The 13,485-nt window shown below is 40.8% G+C and carries 14 protein-coding genes, 1 tRNA gene and 2 rRNA genes (1 of these 17 running past the window's edge); 13 read left to right on the top strand and 4 right to left on the bottom strand.

The genetic code is table 11. The features are described from left to right. The 5 genes from EHS13_RS24795 to EHS13_RS24775 form a co-directional block, all read left to right on the top strand. Nucleotides 1-1,635: ribosomal RNA gene (locus tag EHS13_RS24795) — 23S ribosomal RNA — on the top strand; it begins 1,291 nt to the left of the window's first position. Between the two features lie 109 nt (nucleotides 1,636-1,744). Further along, nucleotides 1,745-1,861: ribosomal RNA gene (gene rrf / locus EHS13_RS24790) — 5S ribosomal RNA — on the top strand. Between the two features lie 43 nt (nucleotides 1,862-1,904). Beyond that, nucleotides 1,905-1,981, top strand: a tRNA-Met gene (locus EHS13_RS24785). 174 nt (nucleotides 1,982-2,155) lie between these two features. Continuing rightward, the gene (locus EHS13_RS24780) at nucleotides 2,156-3,898 is read left to right on the top strand and encodes a Rieske (2Fe-2S) protein (RefSeq protein WP_155702959.1); all 1,743 of its coding nucleotides are present in this window, start codon (nucleotides 2,156-2,158) and stop codon (nucleotides 3,896-3,898) included. 98 nt (nucleotides 3,899-3,996) lie between these two features. Then, nucleotides 3,997-4,401, top strand: coding sequence for a hypothetical protein (locus EHS13_RS24775; protein ID WP_155702958.1), 405 nt, complete (start codon nucleotides 3,997-3,999; stop codon nucleotides 4,399-4,401). Here the strand turns inward: EHS13_RS24775 and EHS13_RS24770 are convergent. The 3 genes from EHS13_RS24770 to EHS13_RS24760 all read right to left on the bottom strand — a co-directional run bounded on the left by EHS13_RS24770 (nucleotide 4,398) and on the right by EHS13_RS24760 (nucleotide 6,696). Beyond that, nucleotides 4,398-4,943 (bottom strand): GDYXXLXY domain-containing protein, encoded by a 546-nt coding sequence (locus tag EHS13_RS24770; protein ID WP_155702957.1) that lies wholly within the window; start codon nucleotides 4,941-4,943, stop codon nucleotides 4,398-4,400. The genes EHS13_RS24775 and EHS13_RS24770 overlap by 4 nt on opposite strands. Then, nucleotides 4,936-6,165 carry a DUF2157 domain-containing protein gene (locus tag EHS13_RS24765; protein WP_162463243.1) on the bottom strand — a complete coding sequence of 410 codons (1,230 nt, stop codon included), beginning with the start codon at nucleotides 6,163-6,165 and terminating at the stop codon, nucleotides 4,936-4,938. The genes EHS13_RS24770 and EHS13_RS24765 overlap by 8 nt, the downstream gene beginning before the upstream one ends. A 168-nt stretch (nucleotides 6,166-6,333) precedes the next feature. Continuing rightward, entirely contained in the window at nucleotides 6,334-6,696 is a 363-nt protein-coding gene (locus EHS13_RS24760; RefSeq protein ID WP_155702955.1) for a hypothetical protein, read from the bottom strand. Between the two features lie 206 nt (nucleotides 6,697-6,902). On the opposite strand from EHS13_RS24760, the gene EHS13_RS24755 reads away from it, so the two are divergent. The 5 genes from EHS13_RS24755 (at nucleotide 6,903) to EHS13_RS24735 (ending at nucleotide 9,554) form a co-directional block, all read left to right on the top strand. After that, nucleotides 6,903-7,088 carry a hypothetical protein gene (locus EHS13_RS24755; protein ID WP_155702954.1) on the top strand — a complete coding sequence of 62 codons (186 nt, stop codon included), beginning with the start codon at nucleotides 6,903-6,905 and terminating at the stop codon, nucleotides 7,086-7,088. 96 nt (nucleotides 7,089-7,184) lie between these two features. Then, complete coding sequence (locus EHS13_RS24750) at nucleotides 7,185-7,670, top strand: DNA-deoxyinosine glycosylase (RefSeq protein WP_155702953.1); 486 nt, start codon at nucleotides 7,185-7,187, stop codon at nucleotides 7,668-7,670. A gap of 107 nt (nucleotides 7,671-7,777) precedes the next feature. After that, nucleotides 7,778-8,077, top strand: a complete 300-nt coding sequence (locus EHS13_RS24745; protein ID WP_155702952.1) for a hypothetical protein — start codon at nucleotides 7,778-7,780, stop codon at nucleotides 8,075-8,077. Between the two features lie 4 nt (nucleotides 8,078-8,081). After that, nucleotides 8,082-8,456 carry a DUF423 domain-containing protein gene (locus EHS13_RS24740; protein ID WP_155702951.1) on the top strand — a complete coding sequence of 125 codons (375 nt, stop codon included), beginning with the start codon at nucleotides 8,082-8,084 and terminating at the stop codon, nucleotides 8,454-8,456. Nucleotides 8,457-8,504: 48 nt separating this feature from the next. Next, nucleotides 8,505-9,554: a hypothetical protein gene (locus EHS13_RS24735; RefSeq protein ID WP_155702950.1), complete on the top strand. Its 1,050-nt coding sequence runs from the start codon at nucleotides 8,505-8,507 to the stop codon at nucleotides 9,552-9,554. Between the two features lies 1 nt (nucleotide 9,555). Here the strand turns inward: EHS13_RS24735 and EHS13_RS24730 are convergent, their stop codons facing one another. Next, on the bottom strand, nucleotides 9,556-10,038 hold the full coding sequence (locus EHS13_RS24730) for a hypothetical protein (RefSeq protein WP_155702949.1): 483 nt from the start codon (nucleotides 10,036-10,038) through the stop codon (nucleotides 9,556-9,558). 159 nt (nucleotides 10,039-10,197) lie between these two features. On the opposite strand from EHS13_RS24730, the gene EHS13_RS24725 reads away from it, so the two are divergent. The 3 genes from EHS13_RS24725 (at nucleotide 10,198) to purT (ending at nucleotide 13,439) form a co-directional block, all read left to right on the top strand. Next, nucleotides 10,198-10,500 carry a YunC family protein gene (locus tag EHS13_RS24725; protein WP_155702948.1) on the top strand — a complete coding sequence of 101 codons (303 nt, stop codon included), beginning with the start codon at nucleotides 10,198-10,200 and terminating at the stop codon, nucleotides 10,498-10,500. Between the two features lie 354 nt (nucleotides 10,501-10,854). Then, the gene (locus EHS13_RS24720) at nucleotides 10,855-12,207 is read left to right on the top strand and encodes an Nramp family divalent metal transporter (RefSeq protein WP_155702947.1); all 1,353 of its coding nucleotides are present in this window, start codon (nucleotides 10,855-10,857) and stop codon (nucleotides 12,205-12,207) included. 56 nt (nucleotides 12,208-12,263) lie between these two features. Then, nucleotides 12,264-13,439 (top strand): formate-dependent phosphoribosylglycinamide formyltransferase, encoded by a 1,176-nt coding sequence (gene purT, locus EHS13_RS24715; RefSeq protein WP_155702946.1) that lies wholly within the window; start codon nucleotides 12,264-12,266, stop codon nucleotides 13,437-13,439. The last annotated feature ends 46 nt before the right edge of the window (nucleotides 13,440-13,485 follow it).

Genomic DNA, 13,485 nt, shown 5'->3' with positions numbered 1-13,485 from the left:
GAATGCCGGTATAAGTAACGAAAAGACAAGTGAGAATCTTGTCCGCCGAAAGCCTAAGGGTTCCTGAGGAAGGCTCGTCCTCTCAGGGTAAGTCGGGACCTAACGCGAGGCCGAAAGGCGTAGTGGATGGACAACTGGTTGAAATTCCAGTACCACCGTGAACCGTTATGAGCAATGGGGTGACGCAGAAGGGGAAAGATGCAGACGGATGGAAGTGTCTGTGCAAGCAGTGAGGCTAAAGTGTAGGCAAATCCGCACTTTGTTAGGCTAGGCTGTGACGCGGAGGGAAAATTACAGTACCGAAGATCATGTACTCAAGCTGCCAAGAAAAGCCTCTAGCCAGGGAGAAGGTGCCCGTACCGCAAACCGACACAGGTGGGCGAGAAGAGTATTCTAAGGCGCGCGGAACAACTCTCGTTAAGGAACTCGGCAAAATGACCTCGTAACTTCGGGAGAAGAGGTGCCTCGGTAGGGTGAATAGCCCGAGGGGGCCGCAGTGAAAAGGCCCAAGCGACTGTTTAGCAAAAACACAGGTCTGTGCGAAGCCGTAAGGCGAAGTATACGGGCTGACGCCTGCCCGGTGCTGGAAGGTTAAGAGGAGTGGTAAGCCGCAAGGCGAAGCTATGAATTGAAGCCCCAGTAAACGGCGGCCGTAACTATAACGGTCCTAAGGTAGCGAAATTCCTTGTCAGGTAAATTCTGACCCGCACGAATGGCGTAACGACTTGGGCGCTGTCTCAACGAGAGATCCGGTGAAATTTTAATACCTGTGAAGATGCAGGTTACCCGCGACAAGACGGAAAGACCCCATGGAGCTTTACTGTAACTTAATATTGAATTTGGGTATGATCTGTACAGGATAGGTGGGAACCTTTGAGACATGAGCGCCAGCTTGTGTGGAGGTGACGTTGGGATACCACCCTGATCCTACCTAGGTTCTAACCTATGCCCCTGAATCGGGGCAAGGGACCGTGTTAGGTGGACAGTTTGACTGGGGCGGTCGCCTCCTAAAGTGTAACGGAGGCGCCCCAAGGTTCCCTCAGAATGGTTGGAAATCATTCGAAGAGTGCAAAGGCATAAGGGAGCTTGACTGCGAGACCAACAAGTCGAGCAGGGACGAAAGTCGGGCTTAGTGATCCGGTGGTTCCGAATGGAAGGGCCATCGCTCAACGGATAAAAGCTACCCTGGGGATAACAGGCTTATCTCCCCCAAGAGTCCACATCGACGGGGAGGTTTGGCACCTCGATGTCGGCTCATCGCATCCTGGGGCTGAAGTAGGTCCCAAGGGTTGGGCTGTTCGCCCATTAAAGCGGTACGCGAGCTGGGTTCAGAACGTCGTGAGACAGTTCGGTCCCTATCTGTCGTGGGCGCAGGAAATTTGAGAGGAGCTGTCCTTAGTACGAGAGGACCGGGATGGACGTTCCGCTGGTGTACCAGTTGTTCCGCCAGGAGCATCGCTGGGTAGCCAAGAACGGACGGGATAAGCGCTGAAAGCATCTAAGCGTGAAGCCCCCCTCAAGATGAGATTTCCCAGTATGTAAGACCCCTTGTAGACCACGAGGTTGATAGGTTTGAGGTGGAAGTGCAGCAATGTATGGAGCTGACAAATACTAATCGGTCGAGGGCTTACCCCAATAAGACTTGTTATGCAGTCATGTATAAGAAGCAGTGTGTTACCTGGATGTTTCACAACTCTTCGCTTCGTTTCTAGTTTTCAGGGAATAATCCTTGAATTGCACCGCGTTTGGTAATGATGGCGGAGGGGAACCACGCGTTCCCATCTCGAACACGACCGTTAAGCCCTCCAGCGCCAAGGGTACTTGAACCGCAGGGTTCTGGGAGAGTAGGACGTTGCCAAGCAAGAAAATGCCCACTTCGGTGGGCATTACTTATTTATTAATATCGCGGGGTGGAGCAGCTCGGTAGCTCGTCGGGCTCATAACCCGAAGGCCGCAGGTTCAAATCCTGCCCCCGCAACCAAGTAAATACATAAGTTAATAAACAAATAGAAAAATTGAAATTTAAGCTAAGGTCATTTAATTGACCTTAGCTTTTTTGTATAAGTTTCTCGTTTAAGATCTGAAGTTAAGTCCAAATTATGATATGATACTGATATAAAAATTGCTTTACTGTCTAAGGAGGTAATCATAACCTATGAACCAAGAAACTAACTGGATTCACGCTGGTAATATGGAAGCGCTTAAGCATGAAGGAGCTAAAGTAGTGAAAGGCGGTATCGCAGTTTTTTACCATGAAGATGCTGTTTATGCCGTAGATAATCGTTGTCCTCATCTGGGTTTTCCACTTCATATGGGTAGTTTGTGTGAGGGGATCCTGACCTGTCACTGGCATCATGCCCGTTTTGATGTTTGCAGCGGCGGGACTTTGGATCCTTGGGCTGACGATGTGCCTGTATATGAAGTTAAGCTCGAAGACGGGGAGCTGTGGGTAAATCCACAGTCGAAGCGCACGAATGATATAGAGAAGTACAAGAATCGGTTGAAAGAAGGCTTAGAGCAGAACATCGGAATCGTTATCGCCAAGTCAGTAGTCGGTTTAGTGGAGGCTAATGTGGCAGAAGCAGATATCGCACGAATTGGAATTGAATTTGGTACAACATTTGGCAGTGGCTGGAATTCGGGGCTAACGATATTGACAGCGATGACGCGCATACTTCCTAAGCTTGATAAGACAGGCAAAATTCTTGCACTCTATCAAGGCTTGCTTCATACGGCTCGTAGTAGTTCCGGTAAAGAACAGAGGCATTTATTAAGCCCACTTCCTTCAGAGGAAGTGGCAATAGGAAGGTTAATCGATTGGTATAGAAACTGCATCGAGGTTAGAGATACGCAAGGTGCTGAACGTATTCTACTGACTGCAATTCATAAAGGGGTATCTGATGAACAACTGGCAGAAATGATGCTCATGGCAGTAACGGATCATTTTTATCTCGATGGAGGGCATACATTTGATTTTCATAATAAAGCATTTGAGGCGCTTCAATATGTGAGTAATGATCAGAAGAATAAGGTGCTTTCATCGCTCATTCCTATGCTCGGTGGTCCGACCCGAAGCGAGGAGCTGCATCAGTGGCAAGCACCTATTGATCTGGTTTCCCCATTAAAAGCAGCTTTTGAAATTGTATCATCAAGTCCAACGGACACTTACAGACAATTAACTGAAGATGAGGAAGATCAGATAATCCAACAGCTATTAAGTGATCAACCACTCGAGACTACACAGCTATTAACCAAACTTTTGCAAAGTGGGGGGCATCCGGCTCAATTAGCTCAACTAATTACTTTAGCGTCAGCGGAACGAATTGTTCGCTTCCATACACAAAATGATTTCGGAGATTGGATTGCTGTTCTCCACACTTTTACCTATGCTCATGCAACGCATGAGAGACTGCGCCATTCTACACATCCATTGCTTATTCGTGCTATATATCATGGTGCAATGAGTATCTATTTGGACCGGTTTCTCAATGTTCCTGCTGCTTCTCGCCCTAAGGATGTTAAGCTGATCGATACTAATCAACCAGAGAAACTGTTGGATGTTATGGATCAACGTCAGAATGTGAATGAGGCATCCCGTTGGGTTATGGGTTTTCTTAATAACCAGGGCAATCCGGAGCAGCTGATTAATCAATTGGGGCATGCATTACTTAGAGAAGATGCTAATTTCCACACTTTTCAAATGTTTGAAGCCGCTATCGCTGAATATGACAGCTGGGAATTAAGGCATGGTGCATTCGCAGAGCGAGCTAAGGAAACTATGTTGCTTGCGGTTACTCGTTACTTGGCTGCCCATGCTCCAACAGCTAGAGAGTTATCTCATACAGCTAAAATTGCTTGGCGGTTGCATCGAGGTGAAAGGTTGTTTGAAGAGGAATAATTGTTTTGATTTAAAGAGCAAATGAATAAGGATTTACACAATTTTCTAAAAAAATAGAGTATAATGAGGGGGTACATGCGACTATTGGAGGTTTGAATATGGAACAAGTCTATCTATCCGCTGATAAATATGATGTTTGTTTTAACGATGCTATCCAGTATGTAACTATGCGATTTAAAGCACATATACAAGGTGAAGAATATAGAGCCTCTTTGTTAAAAGGGATTGAGTGTTTACAATCCCTTGGTTATACAAAGTGGCTCATTTCTTCATCCAGTTTAATAGTCATAAATTCAGACGATCAGCTCTGGATTATGAAAGAATGGATTCCGATTTCTTTCAGAGCCGGGCTTAAATATTTTGCAGCGCTCCTGCCTTTAAGCAATACAGGACGTAATACTCTTGAGAATATGGGACTAAGCCTATCCAATGATTCTTTTACCTTTCGGTTCTTTGAAGACGAATCTAGTGCAATTCAATGGTTAAGTCTACAACCAAATTAAGGTATTTCAATGTCCTCGATTACAGCTCTTCCCCAAGAAGCAACTTTCACATTAGCCACTAGCTTGCCTAAATTAGCTTTCTGCTCAAGCTCCTTGCCTGTATTTTCAGGTACATAGTAAGTTTCCAGGCCGTATTTCACAAATATAGTGCTGTCCCCAGTGTAATTGGTGTGTCCTTTTAATACAACCTCATCCTTTTGGATTTTAGGTTTATGACCATAAAGGGCTACTGCTTTGTACGTCCCATTCTTGCTTAGTTCGTCAAGCTTTAGAACCACATAAAGATTATTGGAGAGATCATTAACATCGCCGGGCCCCCTCCACAGTGAGGTGCTTAGCTCATTAATATCATAGTTAAGGTTAACGTAATCCCCATAAAGCAAATCTCTTGGATCGATCGGTAATGTCTGAAGACGAATCTCCTTGCCATACCAACCAATTGCATAATAAGAAATTGCGATCCCGATTAAGAATAAGGCTTGGATTAGCACTAAAGCAACAATTAATTTAGAACGAAGCTTAACCGAATTTGGTTTAATCACGATCGATCACCTCCTTATTATCCTCGAGAAATTTATTCCGTCTGCGGTTCAGAACCCAGCTTAACCCAAGTAATAGCGAACCTCCGATAATAAAAAACAAGGACTTATCCATGAAATCCCAAGTAAGCTTGATGTAAGCAGCCATTGTACTGCAGAGAAATAAAAGCGTTCCTAAGTTAATTTTGAAGCGCCATCCTTCCACATAACCTCTCCATAAAATAAAGGAAGAGAAAAGAAATAGGATAAAAATGTAGAGTATATCAACCTCAAAAGGTAAATAAAGAAGCACAGGCAATAAGATCCAGTCGAATCCGGTTATCCCTCTATTCTGGCGTAGCTTTAAGTAGATGGATATTACAAAAATAAAAGCGACGCTTATGAGAAACGGAAAAGTTTTTGCTAACAGATGATCATATAAATCAACGTGATCCTGGTTTCCTACAATTATAATAAAGAATAAATCAAACAGATAAATCGAGATTAAAGCAGCAGATTGAAAGGGGACTCTAATTTTAGATTCCTGCACAGCATCACCCAGTGTATAAAGCAGAATAACAGGGATAGCATTCCAGAGAAAGTGCCAATCATTTACTTCAACAAGCATGAAAGATTGAATGATAAAGCTTATGCTGAATAGCCATGTTACCAATGAATCCTTACGAATCCAGACATAGGAGCCTAGCCCAATAATCATAATAGCAAACGTCAGATAACTAAAATGATTGAATTCGACAACGCTGTACCACTCAGTAATGGAAACTATGATTAACGTCAAGAGAAATAGATAGCGACTTCGATATAAGTATGTTACAGCAGCACCCGCAATTCCCCAAACAATCCAAGACGAAACATCATAAGCCTGCAAATGAAACATTTGTGCGATTAGAATAATACCTGTGCCAAAGCTTATTAAACCTAACCCAATGCAAGCAATACCCAGCTTCTCTTGATTCTTTCTTAAAAGGGCCTCACCCGTAAAATAAAATCCGCATAATGCGATTAGGATGATAATTAGCCGGAAAAGCTCCGAGATTCCTTGCCAATTTGCAGCGATAAAGCTGATCAAACCAAGTCCAAGCAGAATGCTTCCTAACAGTGGAACCAATCCAATAGCATGGTCACGTTCTGTATAAAGCTTTAAAATTTGTTTATATTGAACGGGTGTAACAATACCTAATTCAACCCAACGTTGGCCTTCTGTTTCAATTAATTTTCGATTCATCACGATCACCTCTTTACAATTCATATCCTTAGTATAGATCGCTTTTTACGACTTAAATAGGATTATCTTTATCTAATACCCTATTTGGTATTGGAATAAACATGGCAAGACAGCATGAATAGTCCGCTTGAGTTTCTCCAAGCAGACTACCTAATAACATAATGTTATTTATTCACTATCGGTTACGAATTGGTGACCACAGCTTGGACAAAATTTCGCATTAAAGGTAATGGTTTTTCCGCAAACACAGGACTTTTCATTTCTGACTTCTTTAATCTTTAATTCAAGCAGTAGAATATCGTGCTGTAGAGTTACAATCTCTTGGCAAACCGTTGTTACTTGCCCCTCTGCGACAGACAAATCATTCTGTTGAAAAGCACTAAAAATTAATTCACCAATGCGGTTATGACTTTTCTCAATCTCTCTTTTTTTTGCTGAGATCTGTGTATTTAAGCGTGTGACTTCAACTGTTTCTTTAGCGAGATCCGCGGCTTTGCCTGCGCCTTCTTTCAGTTTGTTGAAAAATCCCATTGTTGTCCTCCTTCAAATAATAGGTATAAAGAGTTAATCAATGTAATATATGCAGCAGAAATGAGAATATGCATAATTAATTCAAGGGCTGCGGACGTAGGTCTAATCTCTCAATTTTTATTATTAAATAGATTTTTAGATCGATTTATGGTATTATTTATAAAAATATGTCGGCAATGTATTAATGATGAAGGAGGAAATGAATTATGTCAGGTAGTGTAGGCGGAATTCCAGTTCAAGGTGTTATTGTTTCCTCAATTCAAGCAGGTAAAGGTATTGCACAATCCGTAGTTCAAGGTTGGGTAGATGAAGGCAAGAACAACCCAGCTAAATTTCTTAAAGAGCTTCAACAGCCATCAGGACTATCAAGCTTTTTAGATATCAAGATCTAACAACAAGACATACATAGCTTAATCCAATTATATCTTACATTAAGCCGAGTTCCTTTTATTATAGGGATCTCGGCTTTTTATCTTTAGGAGGTCATCATGCAGGTTTCATCATTTCCATGGTTAGCTGATTCGCAAAGCAAGCAAATCATTCTTGGCTCGATGCCTGGAGTAGAATCACTTCGACAGCAGCAATATTATGCTCACCCCCGCAATCAATTTTGGCGTATTTTTTATACTTTGCATGGTTGTGATCCAGGTTTAAGTTATAAGGAAAGAACCGATTTTTTATTATCCAAGCAGACAGCATTATGGGATGTCGTAAGTCATTGTGAGCGAGCAGGCAGCTTGGATTCAGATATAGAAAATCCGGTCATGAATGATTTTGAGCGTTTGTTAACAGAGTTTCCTAATATTCGTACATTCTTCTTTAATGGTGGTAAAGCTTTTGAATTATTTACGAGGTATGTTGCACCAAATCTTACTATCAATGATCATACTTATCATAAATTACCATCTTCAAGCCCTGCATATACATTGTCCTTTGAGAATAAGCTTAAATTATGGGGAATTATCATTCTATAAGGAAATTTTAAGTGAATAAAATCACTAAATATCCAACTGCTATTTTAACGTAAATATGGTACAATTCAACTAGATTATTAAAGATAAATAGAGTAGGAGGGGTACTAATGCGTTATGATATTTGTCAATTAGTAAAAATAGTAGATATGAATGATGAACTAATTCATGAGGTTGAGTTTGATCATGGCGAGGTCGAAACCCCCATTCCCACAATTGGTGCTACCGTAGTCACGTATCCTTTGGGATTGAAGGAATTTACCGTCGTTTATGATAAAAGAACGAATGAAGGCAAGCGTTCAAAAATAGTAGATCTAGAAATTAATTTGTTGGGCGAACGAAGTGTAGTTAAGGTGCTGCTTGAAACGGTCACTTTAATAGTAGGTCAACACGATATAGGAGAATTCTAAGAATATGTTACGAACATTTCTTATGCTTGGAAGTATTAATACTTTTCTAGCAGTTGCACTAGGTGCTTTTGGTGCGCATATACTGAAGGAACGACTAACTTCAGACATGCTGGCTGTCTTTCAAACAGGAGTGCAGTACCAAATGTATCACGGTCTAGCTCTGATTCTAGTAGCTATTTTATCCAAACAATTAACTAATGATCCAACATTAAGACGGTCAGGCTGGTTATTCTTTATTGGCATCATCCTGTTCTCCGGTAGCTTGTATGCACTTAGCCTAAGTGGAGTGAAGATTCTAGGAGCAATTACACCATTAGGGGGATTAGCCTTTCTTATTGGCTGGTTTATGCTATTTTGGAGTGCTTTTAAAAAATCATAGATATTAACTAAACAAATAAGCTCAAAATCTGATGATGGAGCGGATATAGTGAAACCGAACACTCTACTAGGTTTATGGATTGTGGCTTTTTCACTTAAAGCAATTGGGGCTTCATGGGATGCGTCGTTTCACTTTAAATATCTAAGAGAAACGACACAGTCTTCCCATATTGTGAATTCCATCGGATTGGTTTTGGCTTGTTTGCTTTGGATATACATGGCGAGAAGAGCAGAGTATAAACTAACTAAGCCACTGAAAGTCAGTGGTCTTGGTTTTTTAGTGTTTTTTATAGGAATTCCGCTAGATGAAGCGTGGCATCGAATTTTTGGGATTGATTTGACCACTTGGAGTATAACGCATGCTATTCTGTACACAGGGACTGCTTTAATGATAGCAGGGACTATATTGCAAGTAGAAGCGGATTATGCAGAGCGGATTATTACGAAGGCAAAGCGCACGATGTATTTATTGTTTTTGATGGTATTTGTATTTGAATCCTTCTGGTTTCCCCAATTGCAGCAAGAGCAAGGTGTCCTGTCTTTATATTTGTTTGATCAAGGAACGCCGCTGGCTTCTAAAGATATTCTAGATTTACTAAGTAATCCAAAATCCCAAATTTATGGTGGAATTCCGGATTGGCTATATGGCGTTTATGCTTGTTTTGCTTGTATGGTTTTATTTCGGATAATTCGGTATTACAAGCTAGGATCTTTTTCTTGTACAATTGTAGTTTCGATTTATGTGGGTTTTAGAGTACTAACAAATCTAGTTTATGGTTTAGTGGAGTATCCACAATCGACTATTCCCTATTTTTTAATACTTTGTGCTGTAGTGGTTGATCTGTTATATGTATATACCTATAAATTAAAACCGCATCGAATGGGATGGGTGGTAATTACTCTAGGTATAGTATGTTGTATCTACTCGGTTACACTTATTAATCCAAGCTTTCCATTTCATCCGCCAATGCCTGTTATATCTGCATTCGCTGCGTTTTTCTCGACTTTATTTGGTTATGGGGTTGCTTCGTTTTTACTGCATCTGTATGAGAATTACAACTCTCCTAAAGAAATTATCAATCAAAAGCTGCTTACTTAATTTAACCAACAACCAAATCATCAATTTCATTTAAACTATATTGGTATACCTTTTTTTCATCCACATGATAGATGGTTACATATTTGGAAGTATCGTCATAATTAAGCACTCGACAAGGAACACTTAGTTTAACACCTTTTTCCTTTACGATGGATAAACGAATAAGTGTATTGTTCTTTTTGAATTCTTCAATTTGATTAATGATATGTCGGTATCCTGCGTCGTTGATTGGCTTGATTTCTTGCTTTTTGTTCTCGTCTGGCTTTACTTCAGTTGGTTTAGCGGTCTCTTTCTTCTTGGGTTTTTGTTCTTCGATTTGACCTGCTTCTGGTGTATCTGATTCCATTTGTACAAATTTCACTTTATCGGATCTTAATAAAGCTTGTAGAGCTTCCTGTGCCATGGCTTTGTTATAGCCTTCTAGGAGTACATCGACATGGAATAAATATACTTTCTTTTTCATGACCGATTTACTTTTTTCCATGATGTTCACGCCTCGCATGATTTATTTAGTATAAGACTTTATAACCACTTTCTACTTGTCCTATGATAACAAAATAAAATGCAGGTTACAATTCTGAAATTAACCAATTTCAAGTAATCGCATATATTATTGTAATAAAAAGTCGGAGGCGAGCCCAATATGGTAATAATGGTGCCGATTCGTTATGAAGGGGTAGAGGCTATTGGAGTTGAAGTCTCCTTGCCCAAAACTACGTTGATCTCTGTGTCTACTGAAAAAGGCTACATTATGTGCGGTGCTTTGGATGTTTCACTATTAAACGATAGGCTTAAAGATCGCAAGATTATCGCTGGAAGAGCTGTAGGTGTGAAGACAATCGAGCAGCTGATGGAAGCGCCATTGGAATCAGTAACTTTTGAAGCGGAGGCGCTGGGGATAATGCCTGGGATGACAGGTAGAGAAGCTTTAAAGTTAATGATGTAGACTTCCGCAGAGGGAGTCTTTTTTTTGATTAATATTGAATAAAGTTGAATCATTTAGTTAAAGAGTAGTAGGAACAAATTTTCAGTAGAAATGGATATATTATGATATAAGTTTTTAATGGGCAGAGAGGCCTTAGAGGCTTATGATATAAGGGTTTGGACCGTATTAAATAAAGGTTCCCTTGACAAAATATTTTAGAGGCGTACAATTCAATTAAGTCTGGTTTACAGTCCATTTCATATCTCGTTAATCTTGGAATTTTTTTTGAGGTAAATGTTTACCTAGTGCAACACTATTAACCTGATGCACGTAAATTGGAGAAATAAGGTATATACATCCTAAGAGGTGATTAACATGAACAAATCAAATTCAGCAGCAATAGACAATGAAGATGAAGGGTGGAGAAGTCCACAAAAGTCACCATCCTTACCTGAAGTATTCCGTTCCGTCCGTATTCCCCAAAAAGGATCTTGGTTGCGTAAATTCATTGCATTTGCTGGGCCTGGATATATGGTAGCAGTAGGTTACATGGATCCTGGTAATTGGGCTACGGATATTGCAGGGGGTTCAGCTTTCGGGTATACGTTATTATCAGTTATTCTGATTTCCAATTTAATGGCGATTTTACTGCAAGCCTTAGCTGGAAAGCTTGGGATCGTGACAGGGCGAGATTTGGCGCAAGCTTGTAGGGATCATTTTAGTAAACCAGTCGTTTTCTTCTTGTGGGTCATGTGTGAGCTTGCTATTGCGGCATGTGATCTGGCAGAGGTTATAGGTTCCGCTATAGCCTTACAGCTGCTTTTTGGGATCCCACTAGTATATGGAGTCATGATAACTGCTTTGGATGTATTGGTTATATTATTCTTACAGAATAAAGGCTTTCGTTATATTGAATCTTTTGTAATTGTATTGATTGTAACCATCGGTGGTTGCTTTGCGGCTGAAATGTTTTTATCCAAACCGGATATGGGCGGAATTATGAGTGGTTTCGTTCCTCAGGCTTCGATTTTGACTAATCCACTCATGCTCTATATTGCCATTGGTATTCTTGGAGCGACGGTTATGCCTCATAATTTATACCTGCATTCTTCTATAGTACAAACGCGAAATTTTGATCGGAATTCAGCTGGTAAACGTCAAGCTATTCATTTTGCAACATGGGATTCTACGATTGCTTTATTCTTTGCCTTATTCATCAATGCAGCGATACTGATTTTGTCAGCGGCGACATTTCATACGGCTGGTTTAACTGAAGTTAAGGATATCGGCGATGCGTACCATACCCTTACACCATTACTAGGTACAACACTAGGCAGTATCTTATTTGCAGTAGCATTGTTAGCTTCTGGGCAAAATTCAACTTTAACCGGAACTTTAGCTGGTCAGATCGTTATGGAGGGCTTTCTCAATCTCCGGCTGTCACCTGTCCTTAGACGATTAATTACAAGACTTATTGCCATAATCCCGGCGGTTATCGTCACTATTATTGCGGGTGAGAAGGGCACCATGTCACTCTTGATCTTAAGTCAGGTTATTCTATCCTTGCAGTTGTCGTTTGCTGTTGTTCCACTTATTATGTTTACCAGCGATAAAAAGAAAATGGGCGAGTTTAGAAATCCCATGTGGTTGAATATATTAGCTTGGTTTGTTGCAGGTGTTATAATCGTATTAAATGCCTATTTACTATTCCAAACATTCTTTGGTTGACATCAGTGAGTATTGACTTCACAATAAAGAAAAACAAATCCTTGGAGTTGATTCTATTGTACGGTGCACCATTAACCAAGTTTGCCAAAAAAATGATGCTGCTTGGTTCCGGAGAGCTTGGAAAAGAAGTCATAATTGAAGCGCAAAGATTAGGAGTCGAAACCATAGCAGTAGATCGTTATGCGAATGCGCCTGCCATGCAGGTTGCTCACAGATCCTATGTAATTAATATGTTGAACCCGCAAGAACTGCGGTCGTTAATTGAAGCAGAGAAACCGGATTGGATTGTACCCGAGATTGAAGCTATTGCGACATCTGAGCTTGTAATATTGGAGAAGGAAGGCTATAACATCATTCCTACAGCTTTAGCTTCTAAGCTGACCATGGATCGCGAAGGTATACGTAGATTAGCTGCAGAGAATCTAAAGATTCCTACAGCTGCATACGTTTTTGCTGATAGCTTGGAAGAATTAAAGCTTGCTGTGGCTGAAATGGGTACACCTTGTGTGATTAAACCAATTATGAGCTCGTCAGGTAAAGGACAAAGCGTTTGTAAAACACTTGATGATATTGAGGATTCATGGAATACGGCTATTGAAGGCGGTCGAGTAAAAAGTGCACGGGTTATTGTGGAACAGTTTATTTCTTTTGAATCTGAAATAACATTGCTGACCATACGCTCTGTTTCAGGAACGACTTTCTGTGCTCCAATTGGACATGTTCAAAAAGATGGCGATTATATTGAATCCTGGCAGCCGCATGAAATGTCAGCTAAACAGCTTGAAGAAGCCCAGCATATTGCTCGAACAGTAACGGATGCGCTTGGAGGGTATGGAATTTATGGTGTTGAGCTCTTCCTAGGCAAGGACAAGGTATATTTTAGTGAGGTATCTCCACGACCACACGATACGGGACTAGTAACTTTAGTGACCCAGGACTTATCCGAATTTGCTTTGCATGTTCGTGCTATTATGGGATATCCGATCCCTTCGATTCGTTTATTAACACCCGGTGCCACTTATACTTTAAAAGCAACCGAAGAAAGCACACAGTTTACCATTCAAGGAATGGAAGAAGCCTTGCAAGGCAAGCACACACAGCTGCGTATATTTGGTAAGCCTGAGACGAAGGTCGGCCGTAGAATGGCAGTCGCATTATCTTCGGCAGACGATGTGGAAACGGCTCGTAAACAAGCTAAACAAGCAGCAGATTGCTTGAAAATAAACTATTAATTTCTGATTATACAAAAACAGGTCATTCTAGAGGGAGTATCCTCTG

Origin of the sequence: Paenibacillus psychroresistens, assembly GCF_009728935.1 — a bacterium.
Classification (GTDB): Bacteria; Bacillota; Bacilli; order Paenibacillales; family NBRC-103111; genus Paenibacillus_AC; species Paenibacillus_AC psychroresistens.
Note: the sequence above shows the minus strand (reverse complement) of the source record. Positions and strands in the feature narration are given on the sequence as shown.

Bases quoted from the DNA above. Each gene is read 5' to 3' on its own strand.
- EHS13_RS24720 (WP_155702947.1), top strand. From the start codon at position 10,855: ATGAACAAATCAAATTCAGCAGCAATAGACAATGAAGATGAAGGGTGG.
- EHS13_RS24730 (WP_155702949.1), bottom strand. From the start codon at position 10,038: ATGGAAAAAAGTAAATCGGTCATGAAAAAGAAAGTATATTTATTCCAT.
- EHS13_RS24750 (WP_155702953.1), top strand. From the start codon at position 7,185: ATGCAGGTTTCATCATTTCCATGGTTAGCTGATTCGCAAAGCAAGCAA.
- EHS13_RS24740 (WP_155702951.1), top strand. From the start codon at position 8,082: ATGTTACGAACATTTCTTATGCTTGGAAGTATTAATACTTTTCTAGCA.
- EHS13_RS24765 (WP_162463243.1), bottom strand. From the start codon at position 6,165: ATGAATCGAAAATTAATTGAAACAGAAGGCCAACGTTGGGTTGAATTA.
- EHS13_RS24760 (WP_155702955.1), bottom strand. From the start codon at position 6,696: ATGGGATTTTTCAACAAACTGAAAGAAGGCGCAGGCAAAGCCGCGGAT.
- EHS13_RS24755 (WP_155702954.1), top strand. From the start codon at position 6,903: ATGTCAGGTAGTGTAGGCGGAATTCCAGTTCAAGGTGTTATTGTTTCC.
- EHS13_RS24780 (WP_155702959.1), top strand. From the start codon at position 2,156: ATGAACCAAGAAACTAACTGGATTCACGCTGGTAATATGGAAGCGCTT.
- EHS13_RS24725 (WP_155702948.1), top strand. From the start codon at position 10,198: ATGGTAATAATGGTGCCGATTCGTTATGAAGGGGTAGAGGCTATTGGA.
- EHS13_RS24745 (WP_155702952.1), top strand. From the start codon at position 7,778: ATGCGTTATGATATTTGTCAATTAGTAAAAATAGTAGATATGAATGAT.
- EHS13_RS24775 (WP_155702958.1), top strand. From the start codon at position 3,997: ATGGAACAAGTCTATCTATCCGCTGATAAATATGATGTTTGTTTTAAC.